This window comes from Cupriavidus basilensis OR16 (genome assembly GCF_000243095.1).
Taxonomy (GTDB): domain Bacteria; phylum Pseudomonadota; class Gammaproteobacteria; order Burkholderiales; family Burkholderiaceae; genus Cupriavidus; species Cupriavidus basilensis_D.
Genome location: NZ_AHJE01000050.1, coordinates 1 through 24,393, shown reverse-complemented (window position 1 = coordinate 24,393; position 24,393 = coordinate 1). Strand labels below are relative to the sequence as shown.

At 60.9% G+C, this 24,393-nt stretch carries 23 protein-coding genes and 7 pseudogenes; 14 read left to right on the top strand and 16 right to left on the bottom strand.

Annotated elements, in window-relative coordinates; all coding sequences use genetic code 11:
* Positions 1–9 precede the first annotated feature (9 nt).
* The 3 genes and pseudogenes from OR16_RS42940 (at position 10) to OR16_RS19000 (ending at position 3,379) form a co-directional block, all read left to right on the top strand.
* Positions 10–808, top strand: a pseudogene (locus OR16_RS42940) (TauD/TfdA dioxygenase family protein).
* Between the two features lie 111 nt (positions 809–919).
* A complete protein-coding gene (locus OR16_RS19005) occupies positions 920–1,396 on the top strand; it encodes a 2,4'-dihydroxyacetophenone dioxygenase family protein (protein WP_006159562.1) in 477 nt (158 codons plus the stop codon).
* A gap of 333 nt (positions 1,397–1,729) precedes the next feature.
* On the top strand, positions 1,730–3,379 hold the full coding sequence (locus OR16_RS19000) for a 3-(methylthio)propionyl-CoA ligase (RefSeq protein ID WP_006159561.1): 1,650 nt from the start codon (positions 1,730–1,732) through the stop codon (positions 3,377–3,379).
* 625 nt (positions 3,380–4,004) lie between these two features.
* Here OR16_RS19000 and OR16_RS18995 read toward each other — a convergent pair.
* From OR16_RS18995 to OR16_RS18985, 5 genes and pseudogenes are all read right to left on the bottom strand, one after another.
* Positions 4,005–5,360 (bottom strand): annotated as a pseudogene (locus tag OR16_RS18995) (MFS transporter); the annotation flags it as partial.
* Positions 5,361–5,675: 315 nt separating this feature from the next.
* The gene (locus OR16_RS41495; RefSeq protein WP_006159559.1) at positions 5,676–5,813 is read right to left on the bottom strand and encodes a hypothetical protein; all 138 of its coding nucleotides are present in this window, start codon (positions 5,811–5,813) and stop codon (positions 5,676–5,678) included.
* A complete protein-coding gene (locus OR16_RS43560) occupies positions 5,810–6,046 on the bottom strand; it encodes a hypothetical protein (RefSeq protein ID WP_141639887.1) in 237 nt (78 codons plus the stop codon). Before OR16_RS43560 ends, OR16_RS41495 begins: the two co-directional genes overlap by 4 nt.
* 61 nt (positions 6,047–6,107) lie before the next feature.
* On the bottom strand, positions 6,108–7,250 hold the full coding sequence (locus OR16_RS18990) for a zinc-binding dehydrogenase (RefSeq protein WP_043420325.1): 1,143 nt from the start codon (positions 7,248–7,250) through the stop codon (positions 6,108–6,110).
* A gap of 51 nt (positions 7,251–7,301) precedes the next feature.
* A pseudogene (locus tag OR16_RS18985) lies at positions 7,302–8,901 on the bottom strand (AMP-binding protein).
* Positions 8,902–9,050: 149 nt separating this feature from the next.
* On the opposite strand from OR16_RS18985, the pseudogene OR16_RS18980 reads away from it, so the two are divergent.
* Positions 9,051–9,260 (top strand): annotated as a pseudogene (locus tag OR16_RS18980) (IS630 family transposase); the annotation flags it as partial.
* Here OR16_RS18980 and OR16_RS18975 read toward each other — a convergent pair.
* From OR16_RS18975 to OR16_RS18965, 4 genes and pseudogenes are all read right to left on the bottom strand, one after another.
* The gene (locus OR16_RS18975) at positions 9,257–10,303 is read right to left on the bottom strand and encodes an alpha/beta hydrolase (protein WP_100227925.1); all 1,047 of its coding nucleotides are present in this window, start codon (positions 10,301–10,303) and stop codon (positions 9,257–9,259) included. The pseudogene OR16_RS18980 and the gene OR16_RS18975 sit on opposite strands and share 4 nt — an antisense overlap.
* Positions 10,304–10,491: 188 nt before the next feature.
* A pseudogene (locus tag OR16_RS40480) lies at positions 10,492–11,279 on the bottom strand (Bug family tripartite tricarboxylate transporter substrate binding protein).
* Between the two features lie 239 nt (positions 11,280–11,518).
* Positions 11,519–11,668, bottom strand: a complete 150-nt coding sequence (locus OR16_RS44115) for a hypothetical protein (protein ID WP_158001375.1) — start codon at positions 11,666–11,668, stop codon at positions 11,519–11,521.
* Between the two features lie 142 nt (positions 11,669–11,810).
* Positions 11,811–12,386 (bottom strand): TauD/TfdA family dioxygenase, encoded by a 576-nt coding sequence (locus OR16_RS18965; RefSeq protein WP_081488824.1) that lies wholly within the window; start codon positions 12,384–12,386, stop codon positions 11,811–11,813.
* A 413-nt stretch (positions 12,387–12,799) separates the two neighbouring features.
* Here OR16_RS18965 and OR16_RS18960 point away from each other — a divergent pair, with 413 nt between their 5' ends.
* A complete protein-coding gene (locus tag OR16_RS18960) occupies positions 12,800–13,822 on the top strand; it encodes an AraC family transcriptional regulator (protein ID WP_158001374.1) in 1,023 nt (340 codons plus the stop codon).
* Between the two features lie 44 nt (positions 13,823–13,866).
* Here OR16_RS18960 and OR16_RS18955 read toward each other — a convergent pair.
* Positions 13,867–14,295 (bottom strand): annotated as a pseudogene (locus OR16_RS18955) (DUF3363 domain-containing protein); the annotation flags it as partial.
* 17 nt (positions 14,296–14,312) lie between these two features.
* On the opposite strand from OR16_RS18955, the gene OR16_RS44895 reads away from it, so the two are divergent.
* Together OR16_RS44895 and OR16_RS44890 are read left to right on the top strand one after the other, a co-directional pair.
* Positions 14,313–14,939: a hypothetical protein gene (locus OR16_RS44895; protein WP_202801089.1), complete on the top strand. Its 627-nt coding sequence runs from the start codon at positions 14,313–14,315 to the stop codon at positions 14,937–14,939.
* A 136-nt stretch (positions 14,940–15,075) separates the two neighbouring features.
* A complete protein-coding gene (locus tag OR16_RS44890) occupies positions 15,076–16,104 on the top strand; it encodes a DEAD/DEAH box helicase (protein WP_050983019.1) in 1,029 nt (342 codons plus the stop codon).
* A gap of 94 nt (positions 16,105–16,198) precedes the next feature.
* Here OR16_RS44890 and OR16_RS41485 read toward each other — a convergent pair.
* The 5 genes and pseudogenes from OR16_RS41485 to OR16_RS45990 form a co-directional block, all read right to left on the bottom strand.
* Positions 16,199–16,598, bottom strand: a pseudogene (locus OR16_RS41485) (DUF932 domain-containing protein); the annotation flags it as partial.
* Between the two features lie 392 nt (positions 16,599–16,990).
* Entirely contained in the window at positions 16,991–17,143 is a 153-nt protein-coding gene (locus OR16_RS47740) for a VOC family protein (protein ID WP_337459850.1), read from the bottom strand.
* A 62-nt stretch (positions 17,144–17,205) separates the two neighbouring features.
* A complete protein-coding gene (locus tag OR16_RS46000) occupies positions 17,206–17,409 on the bottom strand; it encodes a hypothetical protein (protein ID WP_237717116.1) in 204 nt (67 codons plus the stop codon).
* A 77-nt stretch (positions 17,410–17,486) separates the two neighbouring features.
* Positions 17,487–17,711 (bottom strand): hypothetical protein, encoded by a 225-nt coding sequence (locus tag OR16_RS45995; protein ID WP_006159549.1) that lies wholly within the window; start codon positions 17,709–17,711, stop codon positions 17,487–17,489.
* 51 nt (positions 17,712–17,762) lie between these two features.
* Entirely contained in the window at positions 17,763–17,903 is a 141-nt protein-coding gene (locus OR16_RS45990) for a hypothetical protein (RefSeq protein WP_237717115.1), read from the bottom strand.
* Between the two features lie 102 nt (positions 17,904–18,005).
* Here OR16_RS45990 and OR16_RS18935 point away from each other — a divergent pair, with 102 nt between their 5' ends.
* From OR16_RS18935 to OR16_RS18905, 7 genes are all read left to right on the top strand, one after another.
* Positions 18,006–18,650, top strand: coding sequence for a TetR/AcrR family transcriptional regulator (locus OR16_RS18935; protein WP_006159547.1), 645 nt, complete (start codon positions 18,006–18,008; stop codon positions 18,648–18,650).
* A 608-nt stretch (positions 18,651–19,258) separates the two neighbouring features.
* Positions 19,259–19,429, top strand: coding sequence for a helix-turn-helix transcriptional regulator (locus OR16_RS48290; protein ID WP_423739665.1), 171 nt, complete (start codon positions 19,259–19,261; stop codon positions 19,427–19,429).
* A 118-nt stretch (positions 19,430–19,547) separates the two neighbouring features.
* Positions 19,548–20,255 (top strand): hypothetical protein, encoded by a 708-nt coding sequence (locus OR16_RS18925; protein ID WP_006159545.1) that lies wholly within the window; start codon positions 19,548–19,550, stop codon positions 20,253–20,255.
* Entirely contained in the window at positions 20,252–20,446 is a 195-nt protein-coding gene (locus OR16_RS18920) for a hypothetical protein (protein WP_043420323.1), read from the top strand. Before OR16_RS18925 ends, OR16_RS18920 begins: the two co-directional genes overlap by 4 nt.
* Positions 20,443–21,240: an exodeoxyribonuclease III gene (gene xth, locus OR16_RS18915; protein WP_006159544.1), complete on the top strand. Its 798-nt coding sequence runs from the start codon at positions 20,443–20,445 to the stop codon at positions 21,238–21,240. Before OR16_RS18920 ends, xth begins: the two co-directional genes overlap by 4 nt.
* A 97-nt stretch (positions 21,241–21,337) precedes the next feature.
* Positions 21,338–21,787 carry a homoprotocatechuate degradation operon regulator HpaR gene (hpaR, locus tag OR16_RS18910; protein ID WP_006159543.1) on the top strand — a complete coding sequence of 150 codons (450 nt, stop codon included), beginning with the start codon at positions 21,338–21,340 and terminating at the stop codon, positions 21,785–21,787.
* Entirely contained in the window at positions 21,784–23,598 is a 1,815-nt protein-coding gene (locus OR16_RS18905) for a SulP family inorganic anion transporter (RefSeq protein WP_006159542.1), read from the top strand. Before hpaR ends, OR16_RS18905 begins: the two co-directional genes overlap by 4 nt.
* 172 nt (positions 23,599–23,770) lie before the next feature.
* Here OR16_RS18905 and OR16_RS18900 read toward each other — a convergent pair whose 3' ends face one another.
* Positions 23,771–24,034 (bottom strand): DUF1488 domain-containing protein, encoded by a 264-nt coding sequence (locus OR16_RS18900; protein ID WP_006159541.1) that lies wholly within the window; start codon positions 24,032–24,034, stop codon positions 23,771–23,773.
* Between the last annotated feature and the right edge of the window lie 359 nt (positions 24,035–24,393).

Here is a 24,393-nt window from a genome sequence, read left to right as displayed (position 1 = left end):
AAGCATTCCATCAAGGTGGAGCTTTGCACGCCCGCCATCGGCGCCGAACTCAGCAACATCAGCCTGGCGGATGCCGCCCAGGACCCCGACACCATTGCCGAGATCCGGGCGCTGTGGCTGAAGCACAAGGTGCTGTTCTTCCGCGATCAGGACATCTCGCCGATGGAGCAACAGAACTTTGCCCTGCAATTCGCCGAACTGGAAAGCCATCCCCTTGCTCCCAGCCATCCTGAGGCGGACAAGTTGCTGATGCTGTACCGCAATCTCGACCCGAGCAAGCCCAAGGGCTTCGTCGAAAAAGCCAGCCGCGAAAACACCTGGCATGCCGATGTCACCTTCAAAAAGGCGCCGCCCCGCGGCGCGGTATTGCGCTGCGAACTGGGTCCGGAGACCGGCGGCGACACCATCTGGTCCAACATGGTGATGGCCTACGAAAAAGATGCCGATCGCAGAACGCCACGCGATGGCCGCGAAAAACCCCGGCGTCGAACACCCGGTGGTACTCACCCATCCCGAGACGGGCGAAAAGGTGTTGTTCGTCAACTCGACGTTCACGACCCATTTCTCGAATTTCTACAACTTCGAGGACGTCCGGTACGGCCAGGACTTCATGCCGGAGGCCCATCATCTGATGAACTATCTGACCTCTCAGGCAGCGATTCCGGAATACCAGGTACGTCTGAAGTGGCGACCCAACACGGTTGCCATGTGGGACAACCTGCTGGTTCAGCACTACGCAGTGGCTGACTACGGCAGTGCGCCAAGAAAGATGCTGCGCGCCACCCTCACGGGCACCCCGCTGGCCTGAGCCGAGCAGTTCCCTCTGGTGAATTCAGGGCATCCGCCCATAAGAGACGGGCAGCCCTGTCAGTTCACCAAGTTTTGACCTCAAGACCTAAGCAAACCAATAGAGACAGATATGCTTTACGAACACGTCGACACCGCAGTCATCGATGGCGAATCGCTGCCGTGGGTACCGTTTACCCCGTATGCAGAAAACGTCTTGATGAAGTATTTCAAGCTTGACCCGATCCGGGGTGAAATCATCGTACTGATGAAAGCGCCGCTCGACATGCAACTGCCCAAGCACCACCACACCGGTACGGTCATGGTCTACACGATCGAAGGCAAGTGGAAATACAAGGAGCACGACTGGGTCGCCGGACCCGGCAGCGTCGTGTACGAGACCGCCGCCTCCACCCACACGCCTGAAGTCGTCACGGAAGGCGGAGACGGATATATGGTCGTACTGGTGCAGATGACCGGCGATCTCGCCTTCCTCGACGAGAACGACAACATCGTCGCGCTCGAAAACTGGAAGACCGCGCTGCAGCGCTATCTTGCCTATTGCGAGCAGCATGACATCAAGCCGAAGGACCTCACGGCCTTCAACTGATCTGGATTTCACGGGGACGCCCGATATCCCCTCGGGTCCCCGTGCCATTCCGTGCGTCGCCCGCAAGGTGCAACAGACGGTCCGGCGATTGACTCCGACACCACGCGGAGTCATCGCTGTTCATAGGCGCCGATAAGATGGCGGCGTGCACCGAGCACGCAGCTCGTTCCGCATCGCGATCTCTCCCGCCGCCAGAGCCGTCACCTGTCGCAACGACCCAGGAGAGCGGAAACACGCACACGGTCTCGGTTCGCGCCTTGAAGCGGAACCTGACAGAGGGGTACGGCCATCTGCTCGCTCCCCGATTACAGACATTTCGAACGGAACGACGCCATGAATGGCTTGATGATGCAAAAGCAGTTGTTGATTTCCTCCCTCATTGTGCATGCCGACCGCCATCATGGCGATACGGAGATCGTGTCCCGGCGGGTGGAGGGCGATATCCATCGCTACACCTTCCGCGATTGCCACGGTCGCGCGCGCCAGATGGCCAGCGCGCTGACCCGCCTCGGTGTGAAGCACTCCGATCGGATCGGCACGCTGGCATGGAATGGCTATCGCCACCTGGAGTTGTACTTCGGCGTCTCCGGCATGGGTGCCATTCTGCATACCATCAACCCTCGCCTGCATGAAGACCAGGTCGCCTACATCGCGAATCACGCCGAAGACCAATACATCTTCTTCGACCTGACCTTCCTGTCGTTGATCAAGGCCGTCGCCGGCCGCTGCGAGACGGTCAAGGCGTTCATCGCCATGACCGATCGCGCCCACATGCCGAAGGACGCCGGCATTGACAACCTGCTGTGCTATGAAGATTTGGTCCAGCAGGGTTCGTCCGAGTACGCTTGGCCGATCCTCGACGAGGACGCGGCCAGTACGCTCTGCTACACCTCTGGCACGACGGGCAACCCGAAAGGGGCCCTGTACAGCCATCGCTCATCGCTGCTGCACACCTATGCGGCCGCGCTGCCTGATGCGCTGAATTGCTCGGCGCGCGACGTGATCCTGCCAGTTGTGCCGATGTTTCATGTCAATGCCTGGGGACTTCCGTACATCGCGTGCATGGTCGGCGCCAAACTTGTATTCCCCGGGCCGGCTTTGGATGGAAAATCGCTATATGAACTGCTCGAAACCGAGCAGATTACGCTCTCCGCCGGCGTTCCGACTGTCTGGCAAGGCCTGCTTGGTCATCTTGAGGAAACAGGACAGCAATTCTCGAGCATGAGACGCACCATCATCGGTGGCGCGGCCTGCCCCCCGGCCATGTTGCGCAAGTTCCAGGAAACCTACGGCGTAGCAGTATTGCACGCCTGGGGGATGACTGAATTGAGCCCGATCGGAACCGTCGGCACCATGAAGGCCAAGCACCTTGAGATGTCGCCGGCAGAGCGTTATGCCATGCAATCCAAACAAGGTCGTGTAGTGTTTGGCGTCGACATGAAGATCGTTGGCACTGACGGCATGGAGCTGCCCTGGGACGGCGCGACTTCTGGTGACCTGTTGGTGCGTGGGCCATGGGTGGTGCGCGACTACTTCAGGAACGAGGGGGACGGTCCGCTGCTGGTGGATCGCGAAGGGCAAGCATGGTTCCCGACTGGCGATGTGGCCACCCTCGATGTCGATGGCTTCATGCAAATCACCGACCGCAGCAAAGATGTGATCAAGTCTGGTGGCGAATGGATTGGCTCGATCGACCTTGAGAACATAGCCATGGGTCACCCTGCAGTATCCATGGCAGCGTGCATCGCGGCCCGCCATCCGAAGTGGGATGAGCGACCGCTGCTCATAGTGGTCAGGAAAACAGGAACCGAACTTTCCCGCGAGCAGCTGCTTGGCTTCTACGAAGGGAAGATCGCGAAGTGGTGGACGCCGGACGATGTGGTCTTCATCGACACGATTCCATTGGGAGCTACGGGCAAGATCCAGAAGAACCGCCTGCGGGAGCAGTTTGGCAACCATCTAATGGCCAAGGCAGCCGGCTAAGCGTTGTCGCGGCCATCTCGCTGCCCTGTTCAGAGCGGGCACGCGGCCGCTGGCTGAAGGATCGCGAGGCGCACACACGGCAAGCCTCGCCTTCATGAACGACCGCTCAGCGGCACGCAGCAACCGCTCAAGCTACGTGCGAGGGACCAATTGTCGGCCGACTCGGCCGTTCTACCCTGAACCGCCGTTCTGACTCAACTCACCGCGATGACCGCTTCCGTAGTGGAACCGCCTTTCGCTCATCGAATCGAGGGGCGAGCAGGAGCCGCTGTTTTCATTGGCGTCGTACTGCATCCGACATCCTGAATGCGAGTCGACGCGGACCTTAATCGACACAGAGTCTTGCTCTCGTGAATCGCTGCTGCGCAGTTCTATTCGCAGGCGTCCCAAAAAATCCCTTTCTATCTCGAAGGCTTCTCACATCGTTGACCTTATCGCAACGCAAGACACATTTTGTACCGGTCTACGCGAAGTGGTACGCACGTACGTCGCGATGGTCGAATGCCATGCGTCGTACGGCCACCGGCTAATCGAGCTGGCGCGAGCGTGAAGACGCGCGCGCCAGCTCCGTGCCGGACGCACGCGACACGCTGGGCGCCGTATGTGATGCGGTTAGATCGACTCGTTCAGGTGCGGGGGCCGCAATGCGCAGCATGCTGACCACGGCAGCGGCAGCCGCGAACGCGGCGGCGACATAGAGCGCGATCGTCGGCCCGTGCTCGGGTGCGACGCCGAAAATCAGCGCGACGAGCGCCGTGCCGAGCGTCTGCCCGATCAGCCTCGCCGTGCTGAGCATGCCGCCTGCGCTGCCGCTGCGCTTGCGCGGCGCCGACGACATTAATGCGCGGTTGTTCGGCGCCATGAACAGGCCAAAGCCACCACCGCACAGTGCCATGCGCCAGACGATGTCAACCGTGCCCGGGTGCGCGCCGATCGTCGCAAGCGACAGCAATCCGGCCGCGAACAGTGTGAGCCCGATGCCGCCGAGCACGCCGGCCGAGTAGCGGTCGGACAGCGCGCCGGCGAGCGGCGCGGCGACCACGATCACGAGCGGCCAAGGCGTCATGTAGAAGCCCGTCTGCACCTGCGAGAAGCCGAGCGAATTTTGGAACCAGAACGGTAGCGCGACGAACGCGAGCATCTGCGACGTGAACGACGCGATCGACGTGCAGATTGACAGGGCGAAGACTGGGATGCGCATCAGGTCGACGGGCAGGAGCGGCGCCGGTTGCGATAGCTGCCGCTTCACGAAGAAATAGCCGACGACGGACGCCATCGTCAATTCCGCAACGATGAACGCGCCGCGCTCGCCGTAGCCGAGCCCGTCCGCGGCCATGATCAGCAGCCCGAACACACATGCATTCATCAGCGCGCTCAAGACATCGTACGGCGCGTCGTGTAGCGGATTGGCGGGCAGCGCGCGCAGGCAGCCGAGCACCGCGGCGATGCCGATCGGCACGTTGATCGCGAAGAGCCACGGCCATGGTGCGACCGACAGCACCGCGGACGCGACCGTTGGCCCGGCCGCCACCGACAGTGCGACCACCATCGCATTGACCGCCACGCCGCGTCCCAGCATCGACGGCGGATAGATCGTCCGCACGAGCGCCGCGGTGACGCTCATAATGCCAGATGCGCCGAACCCCTGGATCACGCGCATCACAGTGAGCGTCGGCAGCGAGCTGGCGAGTGCGCAGCCGAGCGACGCGACGGTGAACAGCGCGAGGCCGGCGATGTAGATCCGCCGGTAGCCGACGCGATCGCCAAGCGACGCGAGCGGCAGCAGCGTGATCGTGATGGCGAGCTGATATGCATTGACGATCCAGATCGACGCGGCGTTGGATGTATGCAGGTCGCGCGCGATGGTCGGCAACGCGACGTTGGCGATCGCGCCGTCAAGCATGGCGAGTATGGTACCCAGTGAGACGAAGACGATCGCCCAGTAGCGTTGCGGAAGCGGCAGGCCCATATCGGTATTCATGAGGGGGACCGCGTCAATCTGGGGCTGTAACACGGCCATGTGGCTTCCTTGTGGTGAAGGTGCGGCAGGTTGAATCGCGCGCTTACTTTTTTTCCCGTCGAACTAGGCCGATCGATGCTTGTGAGTATGGGCGCGGCACGTATCCCTCCGCTTGACAATGCATGACAGACATTTGACATTCCGTGCCAATCTTCTACTCAGTTCTCCGATGTCGTCACTTGTCCGCACTGCAAGCCTGAGCGGTTCGATTCGCATTGCGTATCCTTGCAATTCATTTCGAGGGTCACGCCGCAGTATTCGAGGTTGCAATCCAGATCAGTTGAATGCCGTGAGGTCTTTCGGCATGATGCCGTTCTGCTCACAATAGGCAAGATAGCGCTGCAGCCCGGTCTTCCAGTTTTCGAGCGCGACGATGTTGTCGTTCCCGTCGAGGAAAAGGAGATCGCCGGTCATCTGAATCCCGCTGCTTCAACCGGATTGGGTATCAAAGACGAAGTTGTTTTCTCGGCGCCATTTATATACTTGGATTGATCAGATATTTCTCGCCGGTAGCATTTTTGGCGTAGGCTGCGATCATCTCCGGCTGCAGCGCCTGCGCCAACGAAATTTCCTTCGAGAATTGACTGGCGAATGTCGAGCGCGACGATGTTGTCGTTCCCGTCGAGGAAAAGGAGATCGCCGGTCATCTGAATCCCGCTGCTTCAACCGGATTGGGTATCAAAGACGAAGTTGTTTTCTCGGCGCCATTTATATACTTGGATTGATCAGATATTTCTCGCCGGTAGCATTTTTGGCGTAGGCTGCGATCATCTCCGGCTGCAGCGCCTGCGCCAACGAAATTTCCTTCGAGAATTGACTGGCGAATGTTGTATTCACCTCTTGGGCTACCCGTTCTCTCAGTTTCTGCACGGCGGCCGGTCCCATTTTCTGTAGAAACGGAGTCAGTAGCCAGCCACCCATCCCCCAGGCCATGCCAAAAGTTTGGGTGAAATTGACGGGCCTACTGTCCAATCGTCCATAGAGGTAAATTTGCTTGTGAGTCATGGAACCATAGAAGCTGTAGCTTTCTTTTTCTATTAATTTCAATGCACCCTCCATGCATGACAGAATTTTTCCGGCCAACTCACCGCCACCAGTTGCATCGAAGCCGATAGTGGCGCCGGTCGCTGCGATCGCTTGAGTCAAGTCCCGAAGGAAAGTGCGAGAACTGGAGTTACATACGTACATCGCACCGTCTGCCCGCAGGATTTCTTCCTGCTCTACTTTGCGAACAATGTTGACCAAGCCGATGTTGTCTCGTAAGCAAAGCCGATTCAGCATCCGCCCAAGGCTAGATGCTGCGGCGGTATGGACCAATGCTGAATGGCCTTCACGCCGCATGGTTTCGACCATACCTAGTGCAGTGAGTGGATTGATGAAACACGACGCACCTTGAGCTGCAGTTGTTCCTTCTGGCAGCACCAGGCAAGCCTCTGCCGGAACGCATCGATACTGCGCATACATGGAGCGGCCCAACACCGCAACCGTCTTGCCTAGCAACGCTTGCGCTGCGTCGGAAGATCCCACTCTGATCACTACACCGGCGCCCTCATTACCGACCGGTAAGGATTTATTTAGGCGATCGGCTAGGGCTCCCATTGCTTGGTTAGGTATGCTGGCAGTAAATACTGGAAGATCCACCGTCCCCGATGCTTGCGCTGTGTCAATGTCGGCACCTGCCAACAGCAGAGCAAGATCAGAAGGGTTGAGCGGCGTGGCCTCGACACGTATGACTACTTCGTCAGGCGCTGGGTCAGGGATGGCGAGGGTAACGAGCGAGAGCTCAAGCATGGCATCTTGCCGAACCATGGAACGTAATTGAAGACCCGAACGGGAGATTGAGTTACTCATATCATTCCTTTTTAAACTTTACTGGACTTTCAGCGATTAAATAAAATTCGATTACTGATCTTGAGTCTCATGGAGATGGCGCCGGAGGATCTTTCCCACCGTGGATTTCGGAAGCTCGGCGATGAATTCGATGGCCTTCGGCACCTTGTAAGCTGCAAGGCTTTCCCTGCAATGCAGAAGCACCATTTCTTCTGTCAATTCTCCGCCGGGCGTGCGAACAATGAAGGCCTTGACAACCTCGCCACTCCGAGCATCTGCAATGCCTACCACTGCGCATTCCCCGACACCAGCCAATCGAGCAATCACTTCTTCGATTTCATTGGGGTAGACGTTGAAGCCCGAAACGAGAACCATGTCCTTCTTCCGGTCCAGGATACGTACGAATCCCCTCGCATCCATGGTGCCGATATCTCCGGTACGAAAGTACCCTTCTGCCGTGAAGACATCTGTGTTCGCTGCCGGTTGGTTCCAGTACCCACGCATCACCTGGGGGCCCTGGACACATATCTCACCTTCCGAGCCGATCGGGAGCGCTCGCCCTTGCTCATCGGCAATGATGAGATCGGTGGATGGGATTGGGAGGCCAATGGAGGCTGTGAACTTCGGGTTCGCCCAGGAATTGACTGAGACAACGGGCGCCGTCTCGCTCAAGCCGTAGCCCTCCAGAATGTGCCTGCCACTCCTGAATGGCACTGCCGCCGCCGATGGCGAGCTTGATCTGGCTGAAGTCGACCTCCTTCAGTTGCGGCAGAGCCAGCAGGCTGGAGAACAAGGTATTGACGCCCGTCACTACCGTGATCTTCGCATCTGTGAACGCAGAAGCCAATTGATCGGGGTCGCGCGGGTTCGCCACCAGTACATTGCGCGCGCCAAAGCTGGCAAAGGTAAGGAAATTTACCGTCAACGCGAAAATGTGATAGAGCGGCAATGCCGTGACGATCGTCTCGCGTCCCTGGTCCACCGCTCCGGAAAGCATCGCGCGCACTTGGAGGACATTGGCTATCAGATTGCCATGGGTGAGTTCTGCGCCCTTGGAGACGCCGGTAGTCCCACCCGTGTATTGCAGAAGTGCGAGGTGACTGCGGGTCACAGTGGGTCTTTCCACGTGCGACAGGGTCGCCCCCTGTTCCATCACCACCGCAAACGGCGTTACATGCAAGCTGTCCAGCATGCCCGGAACTTCGCCGCCCACAACAACCAATCGCTCGATCGCCGAACCATCAAGCGCGGCGCGAGCCACTGAAAGCACCGCGTACGCCACCACTAGAACGCGTGCGCCCGAGTCTCGCAACTGGTGGCCCAGTTCTTGTGCGGTGTACATCGGGTTAACACTGACTTGAACAGCGCCTGCGCCCAGTGAGCCGAGTAGCGTGATCGGGAAAGCCAATCCGTTCGGCAACATGACTGCCACGCGATCACCAGGACGAATTCCGGCGTTAGTGAGCCACGAGGTCCAGGCGCGTGACCGCGTCAGCAATTCTGCAAAGCTCAAGGACTCGCCGTCTTCTGTGATAGCGACAGAATCAGCGTGTGCAGCCGTCATGCGCTCAACCAAATCGTTCACGTTGATGTAGGCGCTGGAGTCAATCGTTTCCGGAACACCGGCCGGGTAGTTGGAGATCCAAGGACGCTCCACGGAAGAATCTTTCATATTTTATCCGTTTTCAAAATCAAATCGGGAGCGTTTGATAACCAGGAAAATTTCAGATCTTGCTGGAATTTCTCTTAAAGAAACGTCTAATAAGAGGCGACACAGGATATCTACGCAAAAAATATATTCACTCGGACCTTCATCACTTCTACTCGTCCTGGCTCAATCAGGTTGAGCTGTGGTTCGCCAAGATTGAGCGCGCCGTGATCGCACGCGGGGTGTTCACCTCGGTGCCGGATCTCAACAGGAAGCTCATGCGCTACATCCGCAAATACAACGAGCAACCCAAATCCGTGAAGTGGAAATACTTCGATCCAACAAGGCGCATCACTCCCGATTCAATCGTTACAGTCCACTAGGGTCCAAGGGGGCGCTGCCCGAGGAATCCCAAGAGCAATTCGTTGACTCGACCAACGCTCTCTTCCGCCGCACCGTGGCCTACACCAGGCAGCAGCACCTTCTTCTGCAATCCCGGCAGATAGGCGTCGAGCTGATCATAGCGACCTCGGAATTCGACTGGCTCGAGGGAAGGGTCGGCCGCGCCGCCGATGAACATGCTCGGCTGGCGGATCACCGCGCCGTCCAGAAATGACGTGATCTCCCAGTTCCGGTCGCGGCAGCGATAGAAATTCAGCGTGCCGGTGAACCCCGTGCGCGTGTACTCATCGACGTAGTAGTCGATCGCCCGCGCGCTCAACCAGGACGGGAACTCCTTCGGATCCGTGAAGGCGTTGAGAATGGGCTCGCCAGGCTCGAAGAACACGCGCCAGCGATCGGCGCCAACGGCGCTGCCGGAGACCGAGTAGTAGAGGCTGCGCAAGGTCTTGCGCGTATCGCTGGCCAACTCGCGTTCTGGCTTGCCGAGCTCCAGGAAGTACAAATGGTGGTGCATCCTGCCCTTCGCCATCTCCCGCAAGCCGATGGTCGGCCTGATCCTTCCGCGCGGGGGCAGAGGCGTACTGAGCATCACGAGGCCGCGGAACAGATCCGGTCTCATCATGGCTGCTGTTTGGGCCACTGATGCGCCCACGTCGTGTCCGACGATTGTGGCAGATGATTCGCCCAGGGCTGCCATCAGGCCAACGACGTCTCCGACGTGTTGGCTGACGTCGTGGGCTTCAATCGCATCCGGCCGGTCGCTTTGCCCGTATCCACGCAGATCGGGGGCGACGACACGATATCCGGCCTCGGCCAGAGCCAGGATCTGACGCCGCCACATATACCAGAGGTACGGAAAGCCATGCAGCAGGATGACGAGCGGACCTTGCCCCTCGTCGACGTAGTGCATGCGAATACCATTGACTTCGGCAAAGCAGTGATTGAAGGCGCCGGGGTCGTCGGCATCCACTTGCCCCCATGCGGCGCGATGCTGACCGGCCTGTCTTGCAACGTTCGTTTTCATTGTCTAGTCCAATTTTGAAAGTTCTTGGTATCGATGTCAGCCCTGATTCCGGGCGCCAGGCTCGACAGCGGGCTCATTGGGCCTCAGCACCGGAAAGCTTGAATGCCGAATGAAATTTCGCGATTTCACTCTCAACAAACTTCGCCGTGCTCGCGGGCATCGAATCACTGACGGGACTGATACCGTACTCAATCCACCTTGGTGCCGCTTTGCTGCACCAGACGTGCCCAGGTCACCATGTCGGCACGCCATTCCTTGTCGAAGTCCGCGCGCGCTATCGGGTTGGATTCCAGGCCCAAGTCCGAGATGCGCGTGGTGACCTCGGGCTGGCGCAGCACGCGGGCCGTCGCCTGGGCGATCTTCTGTGCCTCGGCCTCCGGCATGCGCGCGGGGCCGAACAGGCCGTACCAGCTTTCGGTGTCGAAGGCGATGCCGCCCTCCTTCAGCGTGGGCACTTGCGGCAGCGCCGACGAACGCTTGCCGCCGGTCACGGCCAGTGCCTTGATCTTGCCCGCGCGGATTTGCGGCAGTGCGCCCGCCAAGTCCACCATGGCCACCTGGATCTGCCCGCCAATCAGATCCTGCATCAGCGCCGCCGCGCCCTTGTAGGGTGCGTGTACCATCTTGATGCCGGTCAGCGTGCGAATGCTCTCCATCCCAGGTGGCCGGCTGAGCCGATGCCCCAAGAGGCATAGACCACCGGCTCGCCCGTGCGCTTGGCCAGCGCCACCATCTCGGGCACGGTGTTGGCGGGATAGCTGGGGTTGGCCGCCACCACGTTGCCGCCATGGGCGATGTGGGCCAGGGCGATGAAGTCCTTGGCCGTGTCGTAGCGCAGGCCCTTGAACAAGGCCGGGGCGATGGCCATCGTGGCGCTGGGGCCCAGCAGCAAGGTGCGCCCATCCGGCGCGGCGCGCGCCACCTGGGCTGCGCCGATGGTGCCGGTGGCGCCGGTCAGGTTGTCCACGATCACCATGGTGCCCAGTTCCTTGCCCAGCCCCTGGGCCAGCAGGCGGCCCATCACGTCAGTGCCGCCCCCGGCCGAGAAGGGCACTACCAGCCGGATCGGCTGGTCAGCCCGAACGGCCTGCCACGGCGCGACGGCCAGCAGGGCTGCGCTTGCCAGCATGCGGCGGCGCGAGAGGTTCGTGTTGTTCGTCATTTCACTTGTCTCCTTGTTGCTAGGGCATTGGCCTCGTCACCAATCTCATGCCGTCACGTGGTTTGTACTGACCCGTCCTTGCTCAGATTGATCAGGTATTTCTCGCCCGTCGCATATTTGGCGTAGGCTGCGATCATCTCCGGCTGCAGCGCCTGCGCCAACGAAATTTCCTTCGAGAATTGACTGGCGAATGTCGTATTCACCTCTTGGGCTACCGTAACCGTCGCGCGGCGACTTGAGCAGCTCTTGCATGCCGATCAAGCCCGACGCACCCGGTTAGTTTTCGACCAAAATCGGATGGCCAAGCTGGGACGTGGTCTGGCGGCGCAAACTCGACATGGATGGCTAATGGGCCAGTTCCCCCTGTACCGCCGAAACGTCGAAAATCGGTGGCCGAGGATTCTTCTGCCAGGCGACCGTGTCCTCTAGGCGATCTTGGTACGAAGCTGGAAAGTGTTGAAAGAAGCCGGTGTTGAGCCATAGCCGCAGAAGAAGGCGCCGCCGGCTGGGATCCGGGTCGTCTTCGTAGTCTGTGCGCGAATGCAGCGTGGTGTGGTTGCTGATGAACTGCATGTCACCGCGCGCCAACTCCATCGACAGGTGCATCTTCTCGTCATTGCACAGCCGGTCTATCAAATCGAGCAACTCGACCTGCGCGTCGCTCAGTCGCGGCACATCGGAGAAGCGCTGCGCGGACTCGATATAGGTCCGGTTGTAGCGAACGAACAGATGACCACCTGTGCGGGCAAACAGCGGGATGGAGTAGTGCGGCCCCTTGCCATCGGGGGCTTCGCCGCGGCGATCCATGACAAAGTCCTCGTAGGCCAGGCGCAGCAGATCCGGGCGCTGCTTGAGCAGCTCGTTGTGGATCGCCGTGGAACTGACGATGCGGGATATGCCACCGACGCGGGCCGGATGAATGCATAGCGATCGATGTCAAAGCCGCGCAGCAGGACGAAGCCACGCCCCTGCAGGATCTCCTGTTGCACGGCCTGCAGCTTGGCGCCCAGCGGCCCGAGGTCAACGTCCGAGCGGCGCAGCCCCGGAATGCCGAGGCCGGCAGATCGCGCATCGCACACCGCGCGATGCAGCACCTCGTTGTCCTGCGGGTCCAGCCTCACGATCCATTCGCTGGACTGGCTCATGGTGTCGCCTCGCCAGGCGCTGGCGTGTTCGTAGGGACGATCGCTGAAGGTCATGGTGTCTCCTGGTTTGGTTGTTAACGGACTCAAGCATAGGGATTGCACCATTGAGCAATAAACAAAAACGGACATATACTGAACATATTCGGTCAGAACGGGTAAACCATGAAGCCCCTCTCGCGCAGTGCCTCCTTGACCAACTACGCCGCCATGGCGCAAGCCGCCGGACTCGATCCCCTGGCGATGCTGCGCGAAGTCGGGATCGATCCCGCCTGCCTGAAGGACCCGGACCTCAAGGTGCCTTCCGAGGCCATTGGCCAGTTGCTGGAGCGCTCGGCCGAGCGCTCGGGCTGGGAGGATTTCGGCGTGCGGCTGGCCGAATCCAGGCCGTTCCTCGTGCTGGGACCGCTAGCCTTTCTGGTGCGCGAACAGAGCAACGTGCGCGCGTCGTTGCAGATGCTCTCCAGCTACATCCACCTGCACACCGAATCCCTTCAGCTTTGGCTGGAAGAGGACGCGCGGCAGGCACGCTTGTGCTTTGAATACGTGGGGCGCCATTCGTCCACGCGCCAGTCGCTGGATCAGTCGATCACAGTGGTGTACCGCTTTCTCAAGCAGGCGCTGCCCGAGGGATGGGAGCCCGATCGCGTCTGCTTCATGCACGAGGCGCCGCGCGATCTGCGGGTCATCCGGCGCGTGTTCTCGAACAGGGCAAGCTTCAAGGAGGCGATCAACGGCATCGTCCTTAAGCGCGCGGACCTGGAACGCCCGCTGTCAACCAGTTCCCAACTCGGACGCTATGCGCATGACTACGTGCAAACGCTGAGCATGGGTACCCCGCGATCAACCACGGCCCAGGTGCGCCGCCTGATCCTGGCGGCGCTGGGAACCGGCCACTGTTCCCAGGTCACCATCGCCGCACAGTTGGGAATGGACGTGAGGACCATCCGCCGCCACCTGGACCGCGAGGCCACCTCGTTCAATGCTCTGATGCGCGAGGTCCGGCGCGAACTCGCTCCGCGCTATCTGGCCGGCCCGCCGCGCTCGCGCTACGAACTGGCGATGCTGTTGGGTTTCAGCGCGCCCCAATCCTTCACGCGCTGGTTCCGCGGCGAGTTCGGGGTACCTGTCGCGAGCTGGATGTTGGACGAGGCTGATGTGAGCAGTGGCGGTTCTCACGCCATTCATGATGTCAGAGGCAGGAGCTTCCGGTAGCTGCCGATGGGTCCAGCAGCACTCAAAAAGCGCTTGAAGTGGCTTCAGCCGAGGGACACGCTACGCTGGCGCCCAATGTTCCACGACGCCCCACCGCCGCGTACCGTCGCTGCGATTTGCTGTCCTAGGCGGCGCTCAGTCACTGGCTTCCATGGCACCAGACTGAATCCCATGCCGTCATCGAGCATGGTGTAGCGGCCTCTAGCGAGCATGATGCTGCGCCGGTAGATGCCGGCCACGCGCGGGCCTTCGGCCACGGGGCGGTGCTCCAGGCCGGTTGCCGCGGAAATGTCTTTGGCGGTCTGCGCCAGTTCCCGGTCGCGCAGCGTCGCGAGCAGGTTTCTGGCGAGGATCACGCGCTGGCCACACCGCTGGGCCAGCCTCTGTTCGGCCAGAAAGTCGGCGCGCTGTTGCATGGCTTGCTTCGCCTCGCCGCCAAAGCCCAAGTCGCCCAGGCCGTTGCCGCCACCAATCGTCAAATAACGGTGCCGTGGAGAATGTCACGCTCGAATTGCCCCAGGGTGACAAGATCGACGAAAGCTGGCTACCAGAATCTGAATATTTCGCCGAGCTAGGGGAGCTGGTCGCCGGCAAGCCGGCCTGGGGACTGATTTCCGGCGCATTGGGTAGCAAGACGCGACGGACCAAGTTCGTGGATCGTTATTTCTATGGTCAGCGCCCCTTCGGCAGCGAAGGCAAGGTTGGCTCGGACACCGAAGACGATACCGAAGTCGAATCTGAAGAGGACATCGACAACATTGTGAACGGGCTATTCTCCTGCCCTTCCGCAGTGGCGGAAAGTGATGACGGCAGCGACGATCAGGAAGATGATGCTGCCCCCGAGAAAGAGAAAGGCCCAAAGGGTTTCCTCGGGTGGCTCAGCGCGAACGCCGAGGTCAACGCGAGCCGTTCTTCGGAGCAACGCCAAGCCTTGTGGCAACAGGCCGTTTCCGATTACGAAGCGGTCAAGGCGGAGGCGCGAAAGGCATGCACCGACGCCGGCTGCATTCGCGAGCTGGTCCAGGCCATTCCGGGACAAAGAGCAAGCCCTGACGCAAGACGCCACCAGCCTGGCAAGCACTTGCCAGGCCGATCACCTGCTTACGTGGCTGCATAGTGGTGTCATCGGTCGCGGCGATGCCATTGAACTGGCCGAGCCTTGGCGCATTGAAGGTTGGTGGCAGGCACGCGCGCGCGTCTTCATCCAAGCGCTGAAGCTCCATCAGACGTTCTTCGAACTGGAGGCGTCTCGGATGCGCTCCAACTTGTTCCTGATCAATGGCCTGTTGACTGGCTCGCGCTTCCAAGGTCTTTCGCACGACGCCATCCGTTCAGCTTGGGCTTCGCTGTTCATGGTCGTTCCTGTATTGAGCAGTACCTTCGCGTCGTTCGCCCGTTCATTCGGCTCTTTGGGGGCCAGCGAGATCGGCTGGCTGCTGGTGGATGAAGCCGGTCAGGCTCCCCCGCAAGCGGCGGTGGGCGCGCTATGGCGGTCTCGGCGTGCGTTGCTGGTGGGCGCCCCCCTGCAGCTCAAGCCCATCGTCACCGTGTCCGACGCGGTGCTGGAACACATGCGCACGCGCTACCGTGTCGATACGCACTGGCTCCCCAACCGACAATCCGCACAGACTCTGGCCGACGAGGCCACTCCATGGGGACGCATGGCCGGACCAGCCGATAACAAGACTTGGGTCGGACTACCGCTGGTCGTGCACCGCCGCTGTGACAAACCCATGCACGAGTTGGCCAACCGCATCGCTTATGACGGCGCGATGGTGTATGGAACGCTTGCACCACGCCCCGACAAAGAAACGCGCGCTAGCCTGTTGACGGGATGGATACATGCCAGTGGCACTTCCGAAGGAAACTGGGTGCCTGCTGAGAGGCAAGCGCTCAAGGCACTGCTTGCGCTATTGCACGAGAATGGCGTGGAGGCCAAAGACATTTCGGTCATCACGCCCTTCAAGGCCGTGCAGCAGAACCTCAAGCGTATGCTTGGCAGCAAGATGGTGTCCGGCACGATCCACACGATGCAGGGCAAGGAAGCGCCGGTCGTGATCATGGTGCTGGGCGGCAACACGACCGGCTCGGGAGCCCGCGACTGGGCAGTTTCGGAGCCCAATCTCCTGAACGTGGCGGCGACACGAACCAAGCGGCGCGTCTATGTAATCGGCGACAGAAATGATTGGAAGAACCGGGCGTTGTCCTGTGATGTCATGGATCTGCTGCCACTCCGGACCATCTCCGCACGCGAGCAGAAACAGATGCCAATTCCTCATTAGCCGCCCAGTGGCGTCGATAGAGCGGCCTGCAGCCTGTTTGATCCGTAGTCGGTGGAGCACCGGCAACGATGCGGGGCTGTTGCGTTGACTGTTGAAACAAGGCGCGATTGAGGCGGATGCCGTTGTCGATGCCTTGCACCGGACGCGTGGTCTGGCGGCGACCGTTAGCGGCGCGGGCGGACAAACCGCCTTTGATGAGGTTTTCCTGCGTGCGGTTGAACACGCTCCACAGGTCGCGGTGGTTGTCGTCCTGGCGGCGCGGCATCAGGATTTGCGATTCCGTGATGGGCGCGGGCTTGTCCTCGTCGTACTCCAACGCGAGCGCGGCGCGCCTGATCGAAGCCGTGCAGGACTTCGTAAGCGCCCTCGATCACCTGCTCGGCCACGTTGCCCTTGTGGGGTACGCGCACGTCAACCACCGTGTCGCCGCACACAAGGCCATTGCTGCAAACGAACCGGAACATCCCGGCCAACATCTGGCAGCTGCTGGTGCCCTGCTTACGCGCAAGAGAAAAAGATGGACATCTGCCGGAGCTTTGAAAAAGCTGGCTTCAGCAGTCTGCGGGGTGTCCATCCTATTAGCAGAAAAACGGACAGATCGACCGTCGGCGTGTCCATCTTCCGCCGCAAGTTTTGCATGGTCGTAAGCCCGATAAAGCCGGGCTTACGACCATGCTGGAGCGTGTGAAGCCATCGCGCGTCAAGGATTCGCTATGCCGGGCTTGGCCCGCCCTTGACCCGCCCTTGACCCGTTCGGCGGTGTCACAGAACCACGGTCGAGAGTGACGCTGATCGACCCGCTGCGGACCTTCGACCTGCTCCGGAAGAGACATTAACCAGGAAGTTGGTACTCAACCGCAGCCTTGGACAAGGCGCGCGAACAATCTCACTCCGTGCAATTCAGCATCCACTGAACACCGAAACGATCGGTCAATTTGCCATAGTACGCCCCCCAAGGCTGTATGCCTAAGGGGGTTGTGATTGTCCCGCCAGCAGCCAAGGCTTGAAAGAGCTTGTTCGTGGAATGTCGATCGTCCATCGCCAGCAAGTGCGCTGAGCCCCGCATGGGCTCAGCGTCATCGTTGTCCGAGGCATAGAAGATCAGGCCTGGTCCCTCGAACTTGGCGTGCATGGCCCCTCGAACTTGGCGTGCATGACTCGTCCGCGCATGGCCTCGTTCTTTGCAGGCATGCCATCAGCACCGTAGCGCAGCACCTCGACGACACGGCCGAGACCGCATCGCGTATAGAAAGCCAGTGCTTGATCACAGGTCGTGGTGAAGAATAGATAGTTCGATAGTTGCATGATGGTGTACCTAGAAGGAGCCAGGCTGCGACACTGTCGTCCTCGCTCCGAGAGATCGCCTTGCTATCCCGGCCATGTCAGGTCGCAGCAGCCCCTTCGCCAAGCTGCGCATTGGTAAGGGCCATCCCAGCAATGGCCCAAGCCCCATCGACAGCATGCACCACATTGACCCAAATGCGTTCCTTCGGATGCTGCGCACCTGACAGTTCATGGATGATGCGCGTGGCTTCGTCGATGTACCCGACTTGAACCTCGCGGTCGGCAAATGCGAAGGACGGAACCTTCCATTCGACGAAGGCCACAGAGGTCTCCTTCGATCCGGAGTACGTATGTTCCTTCGGCAAGACGTGGATCTAACCAACGATGTTCGGCGTCGTCGATTCATTTCCAGATAGTCCGTGCCACTTGAGCATGGCATCGGACAGGCGGCGGAACGCGACTCTTTCTTGGCCTTTGGGAAGAACGCCCTCGGTGAGGGTGAGCGTTAGCGGCATGAGTTACTCCAGGAAAAGGAAAGGGCGTCGAACTCGCGCGCTGCCTGCAGCATGTCTGTTTCACGTAACGATCGTTATCCTATAATAAATAACGATCGTGTTTTGAGCAACTACAATCGTCAGCTTCTCAAGTTGGAGGAGTGCCTCATGGTGTCAAGATCCGAGCAAAAAATTCAAACGCGGCAGCGCATCCTTGAGGCGGCAGGGCGGGTGTTCCGAAAGGGTGGATTCGACGGGGTCGGGGTAGACGGCTTGGCGAAGGAAGCAGGCGTGACGTCGGGAGCGTTCTATGCCCACTTCGACTCCAAAGCGGAAGCGTTCCGGGAATCGGTGGCACTGGGCATGGCTGAATTGCGCGGCGGCGTGCAGTACTACCAAGCGCGGCATGGACGCGCTTGGTGGACAGAGTTCGTGCGCTTCTATCTGGGCGCCAAGCGTACGTGCGATTTGACGGAGAGTTGCACGCTGCAGACCATGCCGACTGAATTGGCGCGATCGGATGAATCCTCTCGTGCATCGTTTGAGACGGCTTTGCGTGACGTTGCACAGGCGATCGTCGATGGTCCCACCTCACCGGGTGCACCGCGGGACATTGGAGCGGCTTGCGCAGCACTCTCTTCGCTTGTCGGTGCCGTCACGCTGGCGCGTGCTGTGGGGAGTGAAGCCTTCGCTGATCAGATCGCTCTAGGGGCAGAACGCGCATTGCTCCGGGGGGGCGGCAGGAAGCGATCAATCAAGGTCGCCTAAGCGAGGACTCGAAGACGCACGTTCGGGGTACATCGAGAGACCCGGCCGAACGTCGCTTTGTAGCCGATCTGCGCTGACCCGAATATGGCACCATATGTTCTGCATCCATACCGCTCTGATCGATGCCACAAGGGACGACATGACGTAAGCGGAGTCCTTGCATCCGAAGTGCGCAGCAGCCGTTACCAGCGCCGCAGAGATGCCCGGGTTGCCGGCAGCATACACGCATGCGAGGTAGTCCGACAGAGCATCAGCGACGCCCTCAGCGACGCGGAGGTCATGCTCACAGGTCGACAGGAAGTGCTGGTAGATCCGCGTCGGGATAACAGGGTATTGTGAGCGTCCAGCGCGCTGCGCGAAGCGTTCAAGCAGAGGCTTATACAGTTGGGCCAGCGGCACCCGCAGCCCTGTGGTCTCGACGCCCATACGGTGAAGCTTCACCAGAATCGAATGAAGGCGTTGGGCCTTCATCTCCATTTCTCAGGATTCGCCATGCCTCTCACGGCCCCCCGCCTGCCATCGCGACACGCTTCGCATGCCTACGGCGTCCCCCGCATTTTTTCGTATGGTTGACGTGATGCGCATCACGGCGTTGAGCCGCGCTCACCTTGTACCGGCGGATTGCCGAAGGCAAGTTCCCGCCGCCTGTTCGCCCCGGAGGGCGCGCATGCGACTGGGCGCCAGCCGCGCTGCAAGCCTGGATCGACGATCCCGAAGGTTATGTGGTTGCCGGACCGACCAAGCACCGCGGGTCGGCTCAGATGGGCGGCAGGCCGTGATCCGCCATCCAGTCGCTCGGGACTTCGCCTATGGCTGACGGCCAACAATAACATCAATTTGCACGATAACAATAGCCATGTTATCGTGCAAATTGCTAAGTTATGAATCCCGATTGCCGTGCCCACCCTTGCCACCAGCGTGCAGAACTACTTGCATGAAACGCTCGGCGTCTCCACGTCGGGACACAAGCCATGGGCGGGCGAGGAGAGCCTGCCCTACTTTCTGCGCGACGCCTTCGATTTCCGGCAACTGGATATCCTTGACCACAAGGTCTTGCTGGCCCTGGAACGAAATCCAGACAAGCCGTCCATTGGCGATATCCGGAATCGGTTGGACAAGTTGCGATCGGTAGCGGGACAGCCCGTGGTCTATGTGACGGAGTCACTCGCCTCCTACGAGCGCAAGCGCCTGATCGCGCAAAAAGTGCCGTTTCTTGTTCCTGGCAACCAGCTCTATCTGCCCGACTTGGGGCTGGACCTGCGCGAGTACTTTCGCCAGCGCCCCAACTCGGCGGACGTTCCACTCAGCCCTTCGGCGCAGGCCATGTTGATCTCGGCCTTGCTGCGCCCTCGCTGGGAGGCCGAATGGCGTCCTGCAGAGACGGCCGCTCTCCTGGGCTATACACCTATGACACTCTCGCGCGCCGTGCGAGAACTGGTGGCGGCAGGACTCGCACAGGCACACAAGGCCGGCCGGTCCCAGTACCTGAGCATGGCGTACTCACCGCGTGAGATTTGGGAGCGAGCACTACCCCTGCTGCGCAATCCCGATTTTCTCGGTCGGATCGCACAGGCGTATGGACTCAAGGATGGAGAGACTTCATGAGCGGGCTTGATGGTTGCGAGGACAGCGGCGCAAGATTGCCGTCGGCTGGAACGAATGAGCGTCGCCCAAAGGGCTTCAAGAGATTTCATTTGGGGGGCCTCTATGGGGGCCTCTATGGGGGCCTCTATGGGGCCTCTAAAGACATGACAAAAGATAAATTCTTTAAAATCAACGTGATAGATTACTTATGAGAATCGCAACCTGGAATGTCAACTCGCTCAAGGTCAGGCTACCGCAGGTGCTGGACTGGCTGACCGAGCAGGAAAAAGCCGGCACACCGATCGACGCCCTGTGCCTGCAGGAGCTGAAGATGCCGGACGACAAGTACCCGCTGGCCGAACTGGAGAGCGCGGGCTTGCACAGCGTGTTCACCGGCCAGAAGACGTACAACGGCGTGGCGATCCTGGCGCGCAATGCCACCATGGCGACGCCCACCGACGTAGTGCGCAATATCCCCGGCTTCGACGACGCTCAGCAGCGCGTGGTGGCCGCGACCTATGGCGACGTGCGCCTGGTGTGCGCGTACTTCCCCAACGGGCAGGCGCCAGACTCCGACAAGTTCACCTACAAGCTGGGCTGGCTCCAGGCAATCACCACTTGGCTGCAACAGGAAATGGTGAAGTACCCTAAGCTCGCGCTGCTGGGCGACTTCAATATCGCGCCCGAAGACCGGGATGTGCACGATCCCAAGAAATGGGAGGGGCAGAACCTGGTCTCGCCGCCGGAGCGGGACGCGTTCCGGGCACTGGAAGCGCTTGGGCTGACCGACGCTTTCCGCCTGTTCGAGCAGCCGGAGAAAAGCTTCTCCTGGTGGGATTACCGCATGTTTGCGTTCCGCCGCAACGCCGGCCTGCGCATCGACCACATCCTGCTCTCGCCGGCCTTGCGCGCGGCATGCAGCGCCTGCGTGATCGATCGCGTGCCGCGCACCTGGGAACAGCCGTCGGACCACACGCCGGTGGTGGCCACGCTCGACCTGGGCTGAGGCGCCGAGCCAAAGCGCCATGGGCCGAGCCAGCGTTCACGATATCCGGGTAGCCACTGGCTCGCTTCCAGGCAGCAGCGCGGCTACACTTGCGGGCATGAAACCGGCTACCTTCCGCCACCGCAACCTCCCCCACCTGCTGCTGCAAGCCCGCGAAACACTGATGGCGGGCTTCCGGCCCATCCTGCGTCAGCACGGCATGACCGAGCAGCAATGGCGCGTGGTGCGCACCCTCAACGAGCAAGGCGAGATGGAGCCCAACCAGCTCGCCGATGCCTGCCTGATCCTGAGCCCGAGCCTTACCCGCATGCTGTCGAGCATGGAGGAAGCGGGCTTGATCCTGCGCTCGCGCTCCACCACGGACCAGCGCCGGCAACTGATCTCGCTCACCGACAAATGCCGCGCCCTGATCGCCGCCATGGAGCCGCTCATCGACCGCCGCTATGAAGAGCTCGAGCTGATGATCGGCGCCGAGCGCTTGGGCAAGGTCTATGGCGCGATCGACGAATTGCTGGAGACCCTCGGCGAACGAGATCCGCGCGCATGACCGCCCCGTCTGCGCAGGCCATGACAGGCCGGATGCTGGGGCGCCTGCTGCCCGCATGGCGTCACCGCGTGAGCCGCGCCTCCTTGCGTGCGGACCTGGTGGCAGGCCTGCTCGGCGCGGTGCTGGTGCTGCCGCAGGGTGTGGCCTTTGCCACGCTCGCCGGCCTGCCGCCGCAGTACGGCATTTACGCGGCGGTCATTCCCTGCATCGTGGCTGCGTTGTTCGGCTCCAGCTGGCATGTGATGTCCGGCCCGACCAACGCCAACTCGCTGGCGCTGTTCGCCATGCTAAGCCCGGTGGCATTCGCCGGCAGCCCCGAGTACATCAACCTGGCGCTTGCCGTGACCATCATGGTCGGCTTGCTGCAACTGGCCGTGGGCACATTGCGCCTTGGCACGCTAGCCAATTTCATCTCGCCCTCGGTGCTGCTTGGCTTCACCTGCGGCGCGGCGACGCTGATCGGGCTCTATGCCCTCAAGGACCTGTTCGGGCTGGCCGTGCCGACGGGCACGAGCGCCTTCGGCGTGGTGCGCTTCCTGCTGGACAACGCCGACGCCATCAACTGGAGCGCATTCACGGTAGCGGCGATCACGCTGGCGGTGACCATCGCGGTGAAGCGCGTCTCACGGCGCCTGCCCTTCATGCTGATCGGCCTGCTGGCTGGCTACGGCGCTGCCCTGCTGCTCAATGCGCCTGGCTGGAGCGCGGGCGCGCGCCACGTCAATGTGGTCGGGCCGATTCCGTCGGCCATCCCGTCCTTCCACCTGCCGAGCATCTCCTGGCAGGCGATCCCCGACCTGCTGGGCATCGCCGCCGCGCTGACCATCGTGGCACTCGGCCAGTCGATCTCGATCGCCAAGGCGGTGGCACTGCGCTCGGGCCAGCACATCGATGCCAACCGCGAGTTCATCGGGCAGGGCTTGTCGAATATCGCGGGTGGCTTGTTCTCCGCCTATATCTCGTGTGGCTCGCTGAACCGCTCGATGCCCAACTACGAGGCCGGCGCGTGCACGCCGCTGGCCAGCATCTTCTCGGCCTTGCTGCTGGTGGTGCTGGTCACGGCCAGCGCCTCGCTGCTGGCGCAAATCCCGCTGGCCGCCATCGCCGCGATGTTGCTGCTGGTGGCCTGGGGCCTGTTCGATTTCAGGCGCCTGCGCCGCATCGCCAGCCTGAGCCGCACTGAATTCGCCATCGCCATCAGCACCTTTGTCGCCACGCTGGCCATCCGCCTGGAGATGGCTGTCTTGCTCGGCACCATCCTGTCGCTGGTGGCCTATCTCTACCGTACCTCGCGGCCGGCGGTGCGCAGCCTGGTGCCCGACGCGGATGACCCCGAGCGGCGCTTTACACCGCTCGACGAACTGCATCGCCCGCAACCGGAATGTCCCCAGCTCAAGCTGCTGCGCATGGAAGGCGCGATCTACTTTGGCGCTGTCCAGTACGTGACGGACCGCTTGCACGAGGCACGCAGCACCCATCCCGGCCAGATCCACCTGCTGGCCATGACCAAGAGCATGAATTTCATCGACCTCGCCGGCGCCGAAATGTGGGAAAGCGAACTGAGCGAGCGGCGCGCCACTGGCGGCGACCTGTATTTCCACCGCCCGCGCACGCAGGTGCTGCAGACGTGGGACCAGACCGGATTCGCGCTAAAGCTGGGCGAGGGACACATCTTCCCCACCAAGCGGCAGGCGCTGCACACCATCATCGCGCGACTGGATCCCGCAGGCTGTGCGCAATGCCACGCACGCATCTTCGAAGAATGCGCAAGCCGCCCGGGCGGGCCTGGCTATCAAGCAAAACCGGCTTGAGCGCGACTCACGCAATCAGCGAAATCGGCGAGATCGGGAAGTTCAGTAACGAGCGGGGGGAATAAAAAAGAGAAACGCCGGCGGGAAACCGGCGTCAGGCGGCGAGAAGCCGCAATGACTTGAAGCGGTAGCCCGGGATCGGACCGATGACCGGCCCGGACTGAGGCCCGCTTCAGAGCGGCGCCACATGGGCGCGCTTGACTACCACGGGCTGGGCAGCGCCCTGCTCGATCAGTACCACCGCGGCACGCTCGATGGTCTCACGCCCGGCGCGGAACGCTTCTTCCAGCGACAACACCTGGTCGGCACTGAAGCCTTCCCACAGCGCTTCGCGGGTCACCACGCAAGTGACCGGTTGGCCGTCGACAACGGCGTGAAATAGCAAGCCTTCATTGTTGATATCGTAACGCTCTTGCTCTTGGAACTTGATATCCATCGGTAAAGCCCTCCATTGCAAGTGAAGAATCATCCTAACATGGGTCGACCCGACTCGTCCGCAAAGGCCTACGCCTCGCTCGCCTCCAAGCAAGACCGCCGCAGCCCCGGGCGAGTTCCCGCTGCGCGAGTGCCTGAGCCTGGTGCAAAACGCTGTGACCAAGACTGCCCGGGCGTTGCGGGAATCATGGCGAACTCGCTGGTGGCATTGGCAATGCAAGCTCGCCAAGGAAAAATTTCGCAGGGGGTTTGACAAACTCAAAAACGATGATAGAATCTCTTTCTTCGTTGGGGCGTTAGCTCAGTTGGTAGAGCAGGCGGACTCTTAAGTCCGTAGGTCGAGTGTTCGAGTCACTCACG